Here is a 15,347-nt window from a genome sequence, read left to right as displayed (position 1 = left end):
TTCATGAACCCACAGAACCGCATCATCGTTCCCCCCTGCGCGGAAGCAGGAGCACCCAGTCCCGTCGTCGCCACCGGCCGCCCCCTGAAGTGGGGTGTCATCGCCACGGGCGGTATCGCGGCCAAGGTCACCCAGGACATCGCCCTGCTCGAGGACGCGGTGCTGCACGCCGTGAGCTCGCGCAGCGCGGACAGCGCCGCTGCCTTCGCCGAGCGGTTCGGGTTCGCCACGAGCTACGGGAACGAGGGTGCGACGGCCGGCTATCAGCGTCTCGTGGACGACCCCGAGGTCGACGTCGTCTACATCACCACCCCGCACGGCCAGCACTACGAGGTCGCCAAGGCGGCCCTCACCGGCGGGAAGCACGTCCTGTGCGAGAAGCCGTTCACCATCAACGCAGCGGAGGCCGAGGAGCTGGCCGCGATCGCCGCCGACCGCGATCTGTTCCTCATGGAGGCCGTGTGGACGCGTTTCCTCCCCAGCGTCAATCGCGCGTGGGAGATCATCCACTCCGGGGAGCTGGGCGACATCCGGTGGGTCCAGGCCGATCTCGGCTTCACCGCCCCCGACGATCCGAGCAGCCGCCTGTGGGACCCGAAGGCAGGCGGCGGCGCACTGATGGACCTCACGGTCTATCCGCTCACCTGGGCCCTGGGGTCGCTCGGTTTCCCCGACTCGGTCTCGGCCGTCGGAACACTGAACGACGACGGCGTGGACCTGCAGGCCGCCGTGACCCTCGCCTACGGGAGCGGGGCGTATGCCCAGTTGTCGTCGTCGTTCATCGCCTCGTGCCCGGGACAGGCGACGGTCTGTGGATCGAAGGGCTGGCTGAAGACCGGTGGCGGGCCTCTCCACAACCCGAAGGAACTCATGATCGACGCCGGTCACGGCGAGGCCCGGGTGGAGAAGTTCGAGCAGGTCGGTGCGGGATACACCTACGAACTCCGCGAAGTCACGCGCTGCATCCAGGAGGGACTCACCGAGAGCCCGACCATGCCGGTGGGCGACACCGTGAAGACCATGCGCCTGCTCGACGGCGTGCGCGAGACGATCGGCCTGCGGTACGAGAACGACGCCGCCTGACGGATCGTCTCGGCCGGCGCATGCCGAAGGACGGGTCCCCCGCAGCCTCCGCTGCGGGGGACCCGTCCCTTTCAGGTATGGGACCCTTTCCGGCTAGGCCCGCGCGGTCGAGCGTCGTGCTGCCAGCAGGCCGCCCGCGCCGGCGAGGAGCAGGAGCGAACCGAAGAGCAGGAGCTGCTGCTCGGCGAATCCGGTGGACGCCAGCGCCTGAGGAGCACTGGATGCCGTACCGGCGGAGCCGGCTGCTCCGGTGGCCGTGGTGACCTTCACCGCGTTGCTGGCCACGGAGATCGTGCCCGGTGCAGTGTCGGTACCTGAGCCGTTGGTGCCGTCGTCCGTGCCGTGGTCGCCCGAGCCCGGGACATCAGGAGTCGTCGGGGTGGTCGGAGTGGTCGGCGTGGTCGGCGTCGTAGGAACCGACGGCGTCGTAGGAACCGACGGGTTCGTCGGAGTGGTCGGCGTGGTCGGGATCGTAGGAACCGACGGCGTCGTAGGAACCGACGGGTTCGTCGGAGTGGTCGGCGTAGTCGGCGTGGTCGGCGTCGTCGGAACCGTCGGGACCTCCGCAGCTGCATCACAGTCGGTGCTTTGGTCGCCGATCAGGGTGATGCCGGTGCAGCCGACGTTCACCGGGATGGTGACGACCGGCGAGATGACGTTACCGTCGAGGATTCCGCCATCAGTCGTGCCGCCGGTGTTGCCACCGGTCGTGCCGCCGGTGTTGCCGGTCGAACCGGTCGAACCGGTCGTGCAATCCGAAGCACTGTCACCGATCACGGTGACGCCCGTGCAGCCGACGTTCACCGGGATGGTGACGACGGGAGAGATGACGTTACCGTCCAGGATTCCGCCATCAGTCGTGCCGCCGGTGTTGCCGCCGGTGTTGCCGCCGGTGTTGCCGCCGCTGTTGCCGGTCGAACCGGTCGAATCGGTCGTGCAATCCGAGGCGCTGTCACCGATCAGGGTGATGCCGGTGCAGCCGACGTTCACCGGGATGGTGACGACGGGAGAGATGACGTTACCGTCCAGGATTCCGCCATCAGTCGTACCCTCAGTACCGCCGGTACTGCCAGTGTTGCCGCCGGTGTTGCCGGTCGAACCGGTCGAACCGGTCGAACCAGTCGAACCGGTCGTGCAATCCGAAGCACTGTCACCGATCAGGGTGACGCCCGTGCAACCGACGTTCACCGGGATCGTGACCACCGGCGAGATGACATTCCCGCCTAGGAGACCCCCGTTGAGAAGACCGCCATCAGCCGTTGCGGGAGCGGGAGCGGGAGCCGGAGTAGTGCCGGTCGAACCGCCGGTGTTGCCCGTCGAGCCGGTCGTGCAATCGGCGGCTCGGTCACCGATCACGGTGACGCCCGTGCAGCCGAGGTTCACCGGGATCGTGACCACCGGCGAGATGACATTCCCACCCAGGAGACCACCGTTGAGAAGACCGCCATCAGCCGTTCCGGGAGCGGGAGCGGGAGCGGGAGCGGGAGCGGGAGCGGGAGCCGGAGTAGCACCGGTCGAACCGCCGGTGTTGCCCGTCGAGCCGGACGTGCAGTCCGAGGCGCTGTTGCCGATCAGGGTGATGTCATTGCAGCCGACATTCACCGGCACGGCGACCTCGGGCGAGATGACATTGCCGTTCAGCAGCCCGCCGTCGAGCAGACCACCACCGGCCGGCGCTGGCGCGGGAGCCGGCGTACCGCCGGTGGAACCCGTCGACCCGGTCGAGCCGGTCGATTCGGCGGAGCCCGTCGAAGACGAATCACCGATCACGGACACCGTATTGCCGGACACGTTCACCGGCACCACGGCCTCGGGCGAGATGACATTCCCGTTCAGCAGCCCCCCGTTGAGAAGACCACCACCGGCCGGCGCCGGCGCGGGAGCCGGGGAACCGCCGGTCGAACCGGTCGAACCGGTCGATTCGGCGGACCCCGTCGAGAACGAATCACCGATCACCGACACCGTATTGCCGGACACATTCACCGGCACGGCGACCTCCGGCGAGATCACGTTGCCGTTGAGCGGCCCCCCGTTGAGAAGACCCCCACCGGCCGGGGCCGGCGCGGGAGCCGGCGTACCGCCGGTGGAACCGGTCGAACCGGTCGATCCCGTCGATTCAGCGGAGCCCGTCGAGGACGAATCACCGATCACGGACACCGTATTACCGGACACGTTCACCGGCACGGCGACCTCCGGTGAGATCACGTTGCCGTTGAGCAGACCACCGTCGAGCAGACCGCCGATGGACCCGTTCGAGGATCCGCTGCCGATGGTACCGAGGCCGGCACCCAACTCGAGCGATCCGTCGAGCGAGACCAGGGTCTCCTGGATGATCGAGCTGCTCGTGGTGCCGGCTGGCAGGGGTGCGGTGATGATGGTTCCGAGACTCGAATCGAGTCCGGAGTCAGAGGTTGCCGAGAGGTCCGCGGCTGATGCCGAACCTGCTCCGAGGACGACGACGCCCCCGGCTAGAAGGACCCCGTAGAGCCCTCGCTGCACGCATGTGCGCATGATGTTCTCCTGTAGCTGGAAGTGGTGTGGAGACGCCCGAGGCGCCGTGACCGTCTGCCGTGCAGAGCACGGCGACGCCACCACTAATCAGGAGAGGAACCGGGATCGAAGCTGGGGGATGTCGGAAGACCGGCCGCCGCGGAACGGGCAGCACGGCCGGAGAGCAGGATGAAGACGAGAAGGGCCGTTCCGACGAGCGCTGCGAGCGGAGCTGAGACGCCGCCGCCGGTCATGGACGCGAGGACCGTGGAGGAACCCGCCAGGGGCGCGGCCGGGAAATCCGGTACCGCCGGCGTGGCCTGGGCGATCGTCGCCAGGACGGGCGCGGCAGCCTCGGCGGTTCCGCCGGCGATCGCGGGCAGGAGCAGCCCCGAGGTGAGACCGGCGGTCCTGGCGGCCAGATCGAAGCCACCGTCGGAGAGGACAGGCGAGGTACTCCGCGGCGTCTTGTGCGCAACCCCACCGACGGCACCCTTGGAAGAATCAGGGATGACGTCGTCGACCGGGGCCGGGGCGACGGGCACTACTGCGGTCTCGGGCGCGCCGTCGAGCGCAGGCGCTACCGGCTGCGCCACCGGGGCGACGGCGTCCGGGAGCGGGACGACGGCCTCGACCGGCGGGACGAGGTCCGGGAGCGGGACGACGACGTCGACCACCGGGGAGATGGCCTCCGTGACCGGCGCGACGGCCTCGAGCACGGGTGTGGTGACACCGCCGACGGTTCCGTCGACGATCCCCACGACCGGGGACGTCACATCGGTGACCGTCCCGGCAGGGACCACGCTGCGCACGATGGGTACCTGGGCGACCAGGTCGTCGACGGTCGACGTGACGGGGACGAGGACGGTGCGTGCCGGCTGGCCCAGGACCTGGGGCAGCTGGGCCACCAGGTCGGGGGCGACGGGAAGCCCGCCGAGCAGCGGACGAGGTGCAGTGGAAGCCGATGGACCGGGACCCGCCACGGCCGAGAGCGGCTTCGAGAGGGCGGAGACGGCCGGTGCACTCGCGGAATCGACGACGCCGACCACAGAATCGAGGAGACCGGCATCGTGTGGCGCTTCGGCGGCGGAGGCACCGGAGGCGCCGAGTGCCATCCAGCCGAGGGCTCCTACTCCGGTGAGGATCGACAGGCGCAGGGTAGTAGCGAGAGACCGACGCTTCTGCATCTTCATTGCTACACCCCCCCAGGCTGAGACCTTGGAGAAAGACTAGACCCGGTCTGGGGCGGATGTAAACAGTTGTTGTTGAAGTAATCAGCCGGCGTACCACCGAGGTGGTACGCCGGCTGATCGGTGCGGTCCTACTTCGCGAGGATCGCCAGGACCTCGGAGAGCGTGGCGGAGGGACGCATCACCTGGGTCACCTTCGTGACGTCCGGGTGGTAGTAGCCCCCGATGTCGGCCGGTGAACCCTGCACGGCGAGCAGCTCGGAGACGATCGCGTCCTCGTTGCCCGTCAGCGCCTCGGCCACCCGCGAGAAGCTCTCGGCCAGCTCGGCGTCCTGCTCCTGCCGGGCCAGTTCCTCGGCCCAGTAGCGGGCGAGGAAGTAGTGGCTTCCGCGGTTGTCGATCTCACCGACGCGGCGGCTCGGCGACTTGTTCTCCAGCAGGAACGTGCCGGTGGCGCGGTCCAGCGTGTCGGCGAGGACCTGCGCGCGGGCGTTGCCGGTCGACGTCGCGAGGTGCTCGAAGCTGACCGCGAGGGCGAGGAACTCGCCCAGGCTGTCCCAGCGCAGGTGGTTCTCCTTCACGAGCTGCTGGACATGCTTGGGCGCGGACCCGCCGGCGCCGGTCTCGAAGAGTCCGCCGCCGTTCATCAGCGGGACCACCGACAGCATCTTGGCGCTCGTGCCGAGCTCGAGGATGGGGAACAGGTCCGTCAGGTAGTCGCGCAGGACGTTGCCCGTCACCGAGATGGTGTCCTCGCCCTTGCGGATGCGCTCGAGCGTGAAGGCCGTCGCGTCGACGGGCGTCATGATCTGCAGCTCGACGTCGTCCGTGTCGTGCTCGGCCAGGTAGGCCTGCACCTTGGAGATCAGGTTCGCGTCGTGCGCACGGCTCTCGTCGAGCCAGAACACCGCGGGTGTCGCCGAGGCGCGGGCACGCGTGACGGCGAGCTTCACCCAGTCGAGGATGGGGGCGTCCTTGGTCTGGCAGGCGCGCCAGATGTCACCGGGTGCGACGTCGTGCTCGATCAGCACGGCGCCGTCCGCATCGAGGACCTGCACCGTGCCCTCGGCCTGGATCTCGAACGTCTTGTCGTGGCTGCCGTACTCCTCGGCGGCCTGCGCCATGAGGCCGACGTTCGGGACGGTTCCCATGGTGGTCGGGTCGAATGCACCGTTGGCGCGGCAGTCGTCGAGGACCACCTGGTAGATGCCGGCGTAGCTGCTGTCGGGGATGACGGCGAGCGTGTCGGCTTCCTTGCCGTCCGGTCCCCACATGTGGCCGGAGCTGCGGATCATGGCGGGCATGGACGCATCGACGATCACGTCGCTGGGGACGTGCAGGTTGGTGATGCCCTTGTCGGAATCGACCATGGCGATCGCCGGGCCGTCCTCCATGCCCTGGGCGATGGCCTGCTGGACACCCTCCCGGACATCCTCCGGCAGCTTGTCGAGGCCCCCGAGGATCGACGCGAGGCCGTTGTTCGGGCTCAGGCCGGCGGCGGAGAGCTGCTCGCCGTACGTCTCGAAGAGCCCGGGCAGGAAGGCGCGGACCACGTGGCCGAAGATGATGGGGTCGGAGACCTTCATCATGGTGGCCTTGAGGTGGGCCGAGAAGAGCACGCCCTCCTCCTTGGCCCGGGCGACCTGGGCCTTCAGGAACTCGTTGAGTGCCTCGGCGCGCATCACGGTGCCGTCGACGACCTCGCCCGCGAGCACGGGGATCGAGTCCTTGAGCACGGTGACGGAGCCGTCGGCCGCGACCTGCTGGATGCGGATGGTGCCGTCGGCCGGGATGACGACGGACTGCTCGTTGGAGCGGAAGTCGTCGCTCGTCATGTGCGCGACGTTCGTCTTCGACTCAGGCGTCCAGGCGCCCATGCTGTGCGGGTTCTGGCGGGCGTAGTTCTTCACGGACGCGGGTGCGCGGCGGTCCGAGTTCCCCTCGCGCAGCACCGGGTTCACGGCGCTGCCCTTGACCTTGTCGTATCGCGCGCGGACGTCCTTCTCCTCGTCGGTGGACGGGTGGTCGGGGTAGTCCGGCAGTGCGTAGCCCTGCTCCTGGAGCTCGGCGATGGCCGCCTTGAGCTGCGGGATGGACGCGCTGATGTTCGGCAGCTTGATGATGTTGGCTTCCGGCGTCTTCGCCAGGGCGCCGAGCTCTGCAAGCGCGTCGGCCATCTGCTGGTCCTCGGTGAGGCGGTCGCCGAAGAGCGCGATGATGCGCCCCGAGAGCGAGATGTCCCGAACCTCCACCTCGACACCCGCCGTCGACGCGAACGCCTCGATGATCGGCAGGAATGAATAGGTAGCCAGCATCGGCGCTTCGTCGGTGTGGGTATAGATGATTTTGGCCATGGGTTGGCGTCTCCCTGGTGCTCTACGGTGGTCTGTCTGGGGGTTGCCCATCGGCTCTAACTTACCGAGGTCCTGAGGTCTTCGCCTAACGGCGGTACCGGGAAACGACGGCGTTGACGGGCCCTGGGGACGATCAGTGGAAGAAGTGGCGCGCACCCGTGAGGTACAGCGTCACGCCGGCGGCGTTCGCGGCGTCGATGACTTCCTGGTCGCGCACCGAGCCGCCCGGCTGGACGACGGCGCGCACGCCGGCGTCGAGCAGGATCTGCAGCCCGTCGGCGAAGGGGAAGAAGGCATCCGACGCCGCGACCGAGCCGCGGGCCCGCTCGCTGTCGGACAGCGTGTTGGCCCGCTCGACGGCGAGGCGGCACGAGTCGACGCGGTTGACCTGGCCCATGCCGACACCGACGGACGCGCCGTCCTTCGCCAGCAGGATCGCGTTCGACTTCGCGGCACGGCAGGCCTTCCAGGCGAAGCCGAGGTCGGCGAGCGTCGCCTCGTCGGCGGCCTCACCCGCGGCGAGTGTCCAGCCGGAGGGGTCGTCACCGGCCGCGTCGAGGGTGTCCGCGACCTGCATGAGCACTCCCCCGGACACCTGCCGGAACTCCACGGGATTCCGCCCGTAGCCCTCGGGCAGGGTCAGGAGCCGGATGTTCTTCTTCTGCGAGAGGATCTCGACGGCCTCGGCGGAGAACGACGGCGCGATGACGACCTCCGTGAAGATGTCCTTCACCGTCGCGGCCATCCCCGCCGTGACCTCCCGGTTCGCGGCGATGACCCCGCCGAAGGCCGAGACCGGATCGCAGGCGTGTGCCTTCGCGTGCGCGTCCGCGATCGGGTCCTCGGCATCGGCGGACCCGACGGCCACACCACACGGGTTGGCGTGCTTGATGATCGCGACGGCGGGCTCCTCGAAGTCGAAGGCTGCACGGAGCGCTGCGTCGGCGTCGACGAAGTTGTTGTAGCTCATGGCCTTGCCGTGGAGCTGGTCCGCCTGGGCGATGCCCGGCGTCGCGCCCTTCTCCACGTACAGTGCCGCCTGCTGGTGCGGGTTCTCGCCGTAGCGGAGGACCTCGGAGCGCTCGAGTGCGAGGCCGGCGTACCCGGGCCAGGAGAACGCGTCGTCGTCCGTGTCGAACTGCTCGGCGGTCCAGGACGCGACGGCGGTGTCGTAGGCGGCGGTGTGCGCGAAGGCGAGCGCGGCCAGCTTCCGTCGTGCCTGCAGGTCGAAGCCGCCCTCGGCGGCCGCCGTGACCACCTCGCCGTAGCGTGCCGGGTCGACGACGACGGCGACCGACGGGTGGTTCTTCGCCGCGGACCGGACCATGGCGGGGCCGCCGATGTCGATCTGCTCGACGACGGCGTCGGGCTCCGCGCCCGAGCGCACCGTCTCCACGAAGGGGTAGAGGTTCACGACCACGAGGTCGAAGGCCTCGATGTCGAGTTCGGCCAGCTGGTCCACGTGCTCCTGGCGGCGGCGGTCGGCGAGGATGCCCGCGTGCACCTTCGGGTGGAGCGTCTTGACGCGCCCGTCGAGGGTCTCGGCGAAGCCGGTCACCTCGGACACCTCGGTCACCGGGACTCCTGCGGCCGCGATGCGCTGCGCCGTCGACCCGGTGGAGACGATCGAGACACCGGCACGGTGCAGGCCCTGGGCCAGCTCCTCCAGGCCGGTCTTGTCGAACACCGAGATCAGTGCGCGACGGATGGGGACACGGTCGAGGTGGGTCAGGCTCACGCAGTTCTCCGTCAGTCAGGGTTCGCCGGGGGTCGCCCATCAGTCTATAGGGGCTGCGTTCCCGCTCCGCGGGAGGTCCTTCCCGGTACAGTTCTCGCAGTACACGGCCCCTCCCACGAAGGCATCATGAGCATCAATACACAGCTTCCCACCGGCGACCAGGTGGTACAGGACCTCCCCTGGCGCTGGAAGGTCCAGGGGCGGATCTTCCTCATCGGCGGCCTCGGCTTCATGTTCGATGCCTGGGACGTCACCCTCAACGCCTTCCTGATCCCCCTGCTCATCGACGACTGGGGGCTCTCCTCCGGGCAGGCGGCGTGGGTCGCCACGTCGAACCTGATCGGCATGGCCGTCGGCGCGTTCGCCTGGGGGACGGTCGCGGACGTCATCGGCCGCAAGAAGGCCTTCACCCTCACGCTCCTCGTGTTCTCGATCTTCACCGTGCTCGGGGCGTTCTCCCCGGACATCGTCTGGTTCTGCGCGTTCCGGTTCCTCGCCGGCTTCGGCCTCGGCGGCTGCATCCCCGTGGACTACGCGCTGGTCGGCGAGTTCACCCCGCGCCGCCAGCGCGGCCGGGTCCTCACCGCGATGGACGCCTGGTGGCCTGTCGGCGCCTTCCTGTGCGGTGTGGTGACGACGGCGATCGTGGCGCAGACGGGCAACTGGCGGTACGCGATGCTCGTCATGGTGCTCCCGGCGCTCCTGGTGTTCTGGGTGCGGCGCGGTGTGCCCGAGTCACCGCTCTACCTCGTGCAGCGCGGCCGGCAGGAGGAGGCGCGGGAGGTCATCGACGGCCTCGTCGCGCGGACCGGCGGCGAGCAGCGGGCGTGGCGCCTGCCCGATCCGGAGCAGATCCCCCGCCTGTCCCTCGGCAGCATCTCGGGGCAGCTCACCGGACTGTGGCGCTACAACTGGCGGATCACGCTGACCGCGTGGAGCCTCTTCCTGACGATCCTGCTCGTCTATTACGGTGCGCTGACCTGGATGCCGCGCATCCTCATCGCCTCGGGGTACGCGCAGTCGGTCGCGTTCATCACCACCACGTTCATGACGGGCGTCGGTTTCCTCGGCGTCGTCGCCGCCGCCCTGCTCGTGGAGCGCGTGGGCCGCAAGTGGCTCCTCGCCATCACGGGCCCGGGGTCCGCCGCGCTGCTCGTGGTGTTCGCGCTGACCCTGGACCTGCCCGCCGTGGCCACGGCCTGGCTGCTGGGCTTCGGCTTCGTGGTGCAGGTGGCCATCCCCGTGCTCTACACGTACGTCTCGGAGCTGTACCCCACCGAGCTCAGGGGCAGCGGCTTCGGCTGGGCCTCGACCGTCTCGCGCGTCGGTGCGGGCCTCGTGCCGCTGATCTTCGGCAGCCTCCTGTGGCCCCTCCTCGGCCTCCCGCTCACGTTCGCCCTCACGGGCGGTCTCGTGGTCCTCGCCGTCGTGTTCATGGCGTTCAACGCTCCGGAGACGAAGAGCGCCAGGCTCCACTGAGCAGCCACGGGCGCCGACCGGCGCCCGTGGTGCGGCCCTAGAGCCAGTGGTTGCGCTTGAACGCCCAGTACAGCCCCACGCCCATGGCCACCATGAGCACGAGCGCGAACGGGTAGCCCAGCTGCCAGTGCAGCTCGGGCATGGCGTCGAAGTTCATGCCGTAGATCGAGGCGATCAGGGTGGGCGCGAAGAGGATCGCCGCCCACGAGGAGATGCGCTTGACCTCCTCGCCCTGCGTCAGTGACGTCTCCGTCATCCGGGTCATCTCCTCGTTCTGCTGCTGGGCCACGAGCGTGGAGTGCACGGTCAGTGCGTTCTGCAGGAGCGCGCGGAAGGTGTTGACGCGCTCGACGACGCGGATCACGTGGTCCTGTACGTCGCGGAGGTTCTGGATGAGCTCGGGGTCCATCCGGTACTTCTCGGAGCCGCGCAGGAGGGACTCCATCACGGCCTCAAGGGGCTGGGTGGCGCGCTGGAACTCGATCACCTCGCGGTGCAGTTCGTAGATCCGGCGGGAGACGTCGGGGGCTCCGCCGAACAGTTCGTTCTCGATCTCGTCGATGTCGTTCTCGAGGCCCTGTACCACGGGCCCGTACTCGTCCACCACCTGGTCCAGCATCGCGTACAGGACGGCCTGCGGACCGGTGCGCAGGAGGTCCGGATCCGCCTCGAGCCTGCGGCGCACGACGCCGAGGTCCGGTGACTCCGCGTGCCGGATGGTCACCACGAAATCCTTCCCGATGAAGAGGTGCAGCTCACCGAACTCCACCTTCTCCTCGGCGTCGAGGTAGAGCGCGGGCCGCAGCACCAGGAAGAGGGTGTCGCCGTAGCGTTCGAGCTTGGCCCGCTGGTGGCCGTTCGTGGCGTCCTCGACGGCGAGCGGGTGCAGGCCGAACTCGGCCTCGACGGCGCTGATCTCCTCGGGGTCCGGACGGTACAGGCCGATCCAGCCCATGCCGCCGCTGTCGCGCATGATCTCGAAGGTCTGGTCCAGGGTGCCCGGGTTGATCCGCTTCTTCCCGTCGACGTAGACGGCGTTGGCGACCAGGGGCATCTCAGGCTCCCGCCGCGGAGCCGGCGTCGGTGGATGCCGCGAGCTGCGCGAGGGTCTCGATCAGGAGCCTGCGCTCCTCGACCTTGATGCGCTCGTGCAGGGTCTCCTCGGTATCCCCGGGCAGGACGGCGACCGGCGCCTGGGCGAGGATGGGCCCGGTGTCCACGCCGGCGTCGGCGATCATGACGGTGCAGCCCGTGACCTTGACGCCGTACGCCAGGGCGTCGCGCACGCCGTGCGCGCCCGGGAAGCTCGGCAGCAGGGCCGGGTGCGTGTTGAGGTAGCGGTCGGGGAAGCGGTCCAGGAAGTGCTGGTCGAGGATCCGCATGAAGCCCGAGGAGACCACGTAGTCCGGCTCGTGGGCCGCGACGGCGCGGGTGAGCGCCCGGTTCCACTCGGCGCGGTCCGCGTACTGCCGGAAGTCCACCTCGAACGTCCCGATGCCCGCCTCGGCCGCCCGCCGGACGCCGCCGGTCCCGGTCCGGTCCGCGCCCACGGCCGCGATGGTGACGTTCAGGGTGCCGTCGGCGACGGCGTCGATCACGGCCTGGAGATTCGACCCGGTGCCGGAGACGAGGACAACGATGCGCATGGCTCAACCTTAGGTCTCCGCTCGCCTAGGGTTGAACCATGCCGATGGAGGAACGATGACGCAGCAGGGCACGGGACAGAGCGGGCCGGGGCGGGCCGGAACGGGGCAGGGAAGGCCCGACGGCGAGGCCGCCGCCTCGGCACGCCTGTGGCTCCGCCTGTTCCTGATGACACTGCTCGGCTCGGTGCTGGCGAGCAACCTCGTGCTGCCCTGGAAGGTGCTCGCCCTCGTCCTGGCGCTGTTCGCGCTCGGGGCCGGCGTCGTCGCCCTCGTGAAGGCGATCGCCGCGAAACTCCCCCGCCTGGTCCTGGTGGCGACGTCCATCGGCCTCGCGGCGACCCTGTTCCTCGTGACGGGCACGGGTGCCTCGGTGCTCCTCTGGCGTGTCACCCAGACCTACGAGGACTGCATGTCGCAAGCCCTCACGCTGGACGCGCAGGGCCAGTGCGAGGACGGGCTGCGGAAGCTCGAGGGCCTCGGCGGCTGACCCGGCCGACCCGGCCGGCCCCGCCGACCCGGCCGGCCCCGCCGACCCGGCCGGCCCAACCGACCACCGGCAGGAACACCCTCAGCGGCGGCGCGGCTCGCGCTCGAGCAGGGGTCCGGCAGCGTGGCCGAGGACGGCTCCGACGGCCACCTCGACGGCGAGCCACAGGCCCACCGCGAGCGGGTCCGGCCCGAGGTCGGTGAAGCGCCCGAGGCCGAGCGAGGCCCGCGAGACGAGGGCGACGGCGGCTCCGCCGAGGCCCGCGGCGAGGCCGATCAGCACGGCGAGCGCCAGCGTGGACGCCGTCGAGGTCAGCCACCGGTGGGGGCTGTGCAGCACGAGCCACTCGTCGAAGTGGTTCTCGCCCTCACGGAAGAACCACCAGCCGGCGAGGAGCCCCGCGAGGACGGGGATGGCGAGCGCGGCGTAGCCGTACTCCAGGGTGCCGGCGGGCAGGGCACCGAGGATGGGCAGGGCGGGCAGGGGGCCCACAGTGCTGGCCAGCGGGGTGAGTGAGCTGCCGGTGCCGAGCGCGAAGCCGGCGCCCGTGGACCAGGCCATCGTCCACATCGCGAGGTTCGGCAGGAATCCGAGCTGGAGCAGGGTCACCACGGACGCGCCGGCGATCCCGCCGTCGATCCGCTCGTAGATGGCGGCGATGCCGGCCCAGTTCAGCCCGATCGCGACCGAGAGCAGCACGGCCGAGAGGCACAGGGTGACCATCACCGCGAGGAAGCCCGAGCGCAGGACGGACCACGCGTAGGAGCCCGCCCAGCGGGAGTGCTGGCTGGTGCGGCTCACCCAGGCGGCGAAGTCGACGCCGACGAGTCGGCTCCAGGCGCCGGCCTCGCGGTAGGCGCCCGTGATGAGGCCGATCCCGGCGGACACGGGCGGGATCAGCGCCCCGGCCACCAGGGGTGCCGAGGCTTCGGGGGTCGCGGACAGGTGCGCCACGGCCGCGCCGACGAGCGCATAGGTCAGCAGCGCGCCGAGCAGGGCCTGCCACAGCTGGTCCGTGTAGGAGGCCCGGGCGAGGCGGCGCCCCGCACGCCAGGCGAGCAGCAGCGGCACGAGGACCAGCCCGAGCGGCACCACGTGGAGGAGCCCCGAGCCCTGCACGAGCGGCACGCCGTGCATGACGAGCCACCCCTGGCCGGCGAGGCGGGCGGCGGACTCCGCGGTGCGGTCCGCAAAGCCCCCGGTGAGCCACACCGCGGCGATCGGGAGGACGACGAGCAGCGCCGAGAGCACGGCGGCCTGGCCGAGTTCGAACACCCCCTGCAGCCACAGGGGCATGGGCAGGGTACGGGGTTTGGTGGGGAGTTTCATCCCTTCCATGGTGCCATCGGCGGGGACCCCGGGCGCCCATCGACGCGGACCCGGCACTCCTCCGGGTGCGGTGGGGCCGGTCACCCCTGGAGGTCGAGGAGTCCCTTGACGACGGCGAGCGCCGCACCGACGAACGCGATCACGATGACGAACAGCCGCGCCTGCTCGTCACGGACGAACCGGCCCACCTTCTCCCCCACGACGATCCCGGTGACGATGACCACCCCGATCGCGAGCCACATCCACGGCGCGAGGACCGGCGCCTGGGACGGGTCCAGGAGCAGCTTGACGGCCAGTGTCACGCTGCCGATGCACACGAAGAACGGCTGGAGCGTCGCGGCGAAGGGGCGCTGCGGCCAGCGGGAGAGGACGGCGTACGCGCTCACCGCAGGCCCGCCGACGCCCGCCATCGAGTTGGTGAGGCCCGCGGTGAAGCCCGCGACGGCCTTCGGCGCATTGCCGCGCACCACGACGTCGGAGCGCTGGAGCACGAGGGAGACGGTCAGGGCGACGAGCACGACGACGCCGACCGTGACCGACAGGGGCGCCGACGGGACGACGACGGCGAGGAAGGACCCGGGGATCGAGCCGAGCAGCGACGGCAGCACGAGCCAGCGGAACATGCCCCAGTCGATGTCCTTCCACACCCGGCCCACGATGATCGACGAGGACACCACGCCGCAGATGTTGACCATGAGCACGCCCGCGTGGGGTCCGAGGATGATCACGAGGAACGGCGCGATGAGCAGGGCGAAGCCGAGTCCGGCGATACGCTGCGCCACGGCCCCGACGAGGATGGAGGCCAGCACGATGCAGAAGATGCCGAGAGTCACCCCGCTACAGTACGCCGGGGCCACCGGGGCCCCCCGCCGTCCCGTAGCCTGACACCATGACGGCGCTCACCACCGCACTGGCCACGGCCGACTGGCGCCGCCGCGTCTTCGGCCTCTACGACGACGTCCGCGAGCGCGCCGTGTCGGAGTCGCCCGAGGCCGCGCACGGCCTGTGGTGCCGGGGCCGTGACGAGCTCTTCCGCACACATCCGGCGTCCGCCCTCGGCGAGCGCGCGAAGGCGTCCTTCCCCGGACTCGCCGTCGCACCCTACGATCCGGCGTTCCGCTTCGAGGCCCTCCTCGACGACGACGGCGCGGGCGAGGAGATGGACGTCGCGACCGGCACCGACGGCGTGGTGCCGTTCCGTCGCCTCGGCACCCTCGTGCTGCCGGGACTCGGGTCCCTGGCGCTGTGGAGGCTCGCCTCCTACGGCGGCGGCCTGTTCCTGCCCCTGCGGGACGGCACCGCGGGCACACCGGGCGGCACCTACGGCGGCGGACGCTACGTCCTCGACACCATCAAGGGCGCCCACCTCGGCGAGGGGCGTGCCCCCGGCAGCCTCGTGGTGGACCTCAACTTCGCGTACAACCCCTCCTGCGCCTACGACGAGCAGTGGGCGTGCCCGCTGCCCGGCCCCGGCAACCGGCTCGCGGCGGACGTGCCCGTGGGTGAGCTCTACCGCGGGTACTGAGCACTCCGGGCGGGAGGAGCCGGCAG

Annotated in this window: 12 protein-coding genes; 4 read left to right on the top strand and 8 right to left on the bottom strand. The window is 70.2% G+C overall.

Translation table 11 applies throughout. The annotated features are described in order from the left end of the window. The first annotated feature begins 3 nt into the window (after positions 1-3). A complete protein-coding gene (locus QFZ50_RS01910; RefSeq protein ID WP_307081385.1) occupies positions 4-1,083 on the top strand; it encodes a Gfo/Idh/MocA family protein in 1,080 nt (359 codons plus the stop codon). A 93-nt stretch (positions 1,084-1,176) separates the two neighbouring features. Here QFZ50_RS01910 and QFZ50_RS01905 read toward each other — a convergent pair whose 3' ends face one another. The 4 genes from QFZ50_RS01905 to purH all read right to left on the bottom strand — a co-directional run bounded on the left by QFZ50_RS01905 (position 1,177) and on the right by purH (position 8,855). Next, positions 1,177-3,594 carry a hypothetical protein gene (locus QFZ50_RS01905; RefSeq protein WP_307081383.1) on the bottom strand — a complete coding sequence of 806 codons (2,418 nt, stop codon included), beginning with the start codon at positions 3,592-3,594 and terminating at the stop codon, positions 1,177-1,179. 83 nt (positions 3,595-3,677) lie between these two features. Continuing rightward, a complete protein-coding gene (locus QFZ50_RS01900; protein ID WP_307081381.1) occupies positions 3,678-4,766 on the bottom strand; it encodes a hypothetical protein in 1,089 nt (362 codons plus the stop codon). A gap of 128 nt (positions 4,767-4,894) precedes the next feature. Beyond that, positions 4,895-7,117: an NADP-dependent isocitrate dehydrogenase gene (locus tag QFZ50_RS01895; protein ID WP_307081378.1), complete on the bottom strand. Its 2,223-nt coding sequence runs from the start codon at positions 7,115-7,117 to the stop codon at positions 4,895-4,897. Positions 7,118-7,250: 133 nt separating this feature from the next. Then, complete coding sequence (gene purH / locus QFZ50_RS01890) at positions 7,251-8,855, bottom strand: bifunctional phosphoribosylaminoimidazolecarboxamide formyltransferase/IMP cyclohydrolase (protein WP_307081376.1); 1,605 nt, start codon at positions 8,853-8,855, stop codon at positions 7,251-7,253. Between the two features lie 126 nt (positions 8,856-8,981). Between purH and QFZ50_RS01885 the strand changes: the two genes are divergently transcribed. Next, a complete protein-coding gene (locus QFZ50_RS01885) occupies positions 8,982-10,334 on the top strand; it encodes an MFS transporter (RefSeq protein WP_307081374.1) in 1,353 nt (450 codons plus the stop codon). A 37-nt stretch (positions 10,335-10,371) separates the two neighbouring features. On the opposite strand, the gene corA is transcribed toward QFZ50_RS01885, so the two are convergent. Next, positions 10,372-11,388 (bottom strand): magnesium/cobalt transporter CorA, encoded by a 1,017-nt coding sequence (gene corA, locus QFZ50_RS01880; protein ID WP_307081372.1) that lies wholly within the window; start codon positions 11,386-11,388, stop codon positions 10,372-10,374. A gap of 1 nt (position 11,389) precedes the next feature. Further along, complete coding sequence (gene purN, locus QFZ50_RS01875; protein ID WP_307081370.1) at positions 11,390-11,980, bottom strand: phosphoribosylglycinamide formyltransferase; 591 nt, start codon at positions 11,978-11,980, stop codon at positions 11,390-11,392. A gap of 55 nt (positions 11,981-12,035) precedes the next feature. Here purN and QFZ50_RS01870 point away from each other — a divergent pair, with 55 nt between their 5' ends. After that, entirely contained in the window at positions 12,036-12,467 is a 432-nt protein-coding gene (locus QFZ50_RS01870) for a hypothetical protein (protein WP_307081368.1), read from the top strand. 81 nt (positions 12,468-12,548) lie between these two features. Here the strand turns inward: QFZ50_RS01870 and QFZ50_RS01865 are convergent, their stop codons facing one another. Together QFZ50_RS01865 and QFZ50_RS01860 are read right to left on the bottom strand one after the other, a co-directional pair. Beyond that, entirely contained in the window at positions 12,549-13,796 is a 1,248-nt protein-coding gene (locus QFZ50_RS01865) for a cell division protein PerM (RefSeq protein WP_307081366.1), read from the bottom strand. 80 nt (positions 13,797-13,876) lie between these two features. Beyond that, positions 13,877-14,629, bottom strand: a complete 753-nt coding sequence (locus QFZ50_RS01860; protein WP_307081364.1) for a sulfite exporter TauE/SafE family protein — start codon at positions 14,627-14,629, stop codon at positions 13,877-13,879. 56 nt (positions 14,630-14,685) lie between these two features. Here QFZ50_RS01860 and QFZ50_RS01855 point away from each other — a divergent pair, with 56 nt between their 5' ends. Then, on the top strand, positions 14,686-15,321 hold the full coding sequence (locus QFZ50_RS01855; protein ID WP_307081362.1) for a DUF1684 domain-containing protein: 636 nt from the start codon (positions 14,686-14,688) through the stop codon (positions 15,319-15,321). The last annotated feature ends 26 nt before the right edge of the window (positions 15,322-15,347 follow it).

It is taken from the genome of Arthrobacter agilis, assembly GCF_030816075.1.
Classification (GTDB): domain Bacteria; phylum Actinomycetota; class Actinomycetes; order Actinomycetales; family Micrococcaceae; genus Arthrobacter_D; species Arthrobacter_D agilis_E.
Note: the sequence above shows the minus strand (reverse complement) of the source record. Positions and strands in the feature narration are given on the sequence as shown.

What these genes read in the sequence shown, in the direction of transcription:
- QFZ50_RS01905 (WP_307081383.1), bottom strand. Translation starts at nt 3,594, where the DNA reads ATGCGCACATGCGTGCAGCGAGGGCTCTACGGGGTCCTTCTAGCCGGG.
- QFZ50_RS01885 (WP_307081374.1), top strand. Translation starts at nt 8,982, where the DNA reads ATGAGCATCAATACACAGCTTCCCACCGGCGACCAGGTGGTACAGGAC.
- purN (WP_307081370.1), bottom strand. Translation starts at nt 11,980, where the DNA reads ATGCGCATCGTTGTCCTCGTCTCCGGCACCGGGTCGAATCTCCAGGCC.
- QFZ50_RS01910 (WP_307081385.1), top strand. Translation starts at nt 4, where the DNA reads ATGAACCCACAGAACCGCATCATCGTTCCCCCCTGCGCGGAAGCAGGA.
- QFZ50_RS01895 (WP_307081378.1), bottom strand. Translation starts at nt 7,117, where the DNA reads ATGGCCAAAATCATCTATACCCACACCGACGAAGCGCCGATGCTGGCT.
- QFZ50_RS01870 (WP_307081368.1), top strand. Translation starts at nt 12,036, where the DNA reads ATGACGCAGCAGGGCACGGGACAGAGCGGGCCGGGGCGGGCCGGAACG.
- QFZ50_RS01865 (WP_307081366.1), bottom strand. Translation starts at nt 13,796, where the DNA reads ATGAAACTCCCCACCAAACCCCGTACCCTGCCCATGCCCCTGTGGCTG.
- QFZ50_RS01855 (WP_307081362.1), top strand. Translation starts at nt 14,686, where the DNA reads ATGACGGCGCTCACCACCGCACTGGCCACGGCCGACTGGCGCCGCCGC.
- corA (WP_307081372.1), bottom strand. Translation starts at nt 11,388, where the DNA reads ATGCCCCTGGTCGCCAACGCCGTCTACGTCGACGGGAAGAAGCGGATC.
- QFZ50_RS01900 (WP_307081381.1), bottom strand. Translation starts at nt 4,766, where the DNA reads ATGAAGATGCAGAAGCGTCGGTCTCTCGCTACTACCCTGCGCCTGTCG.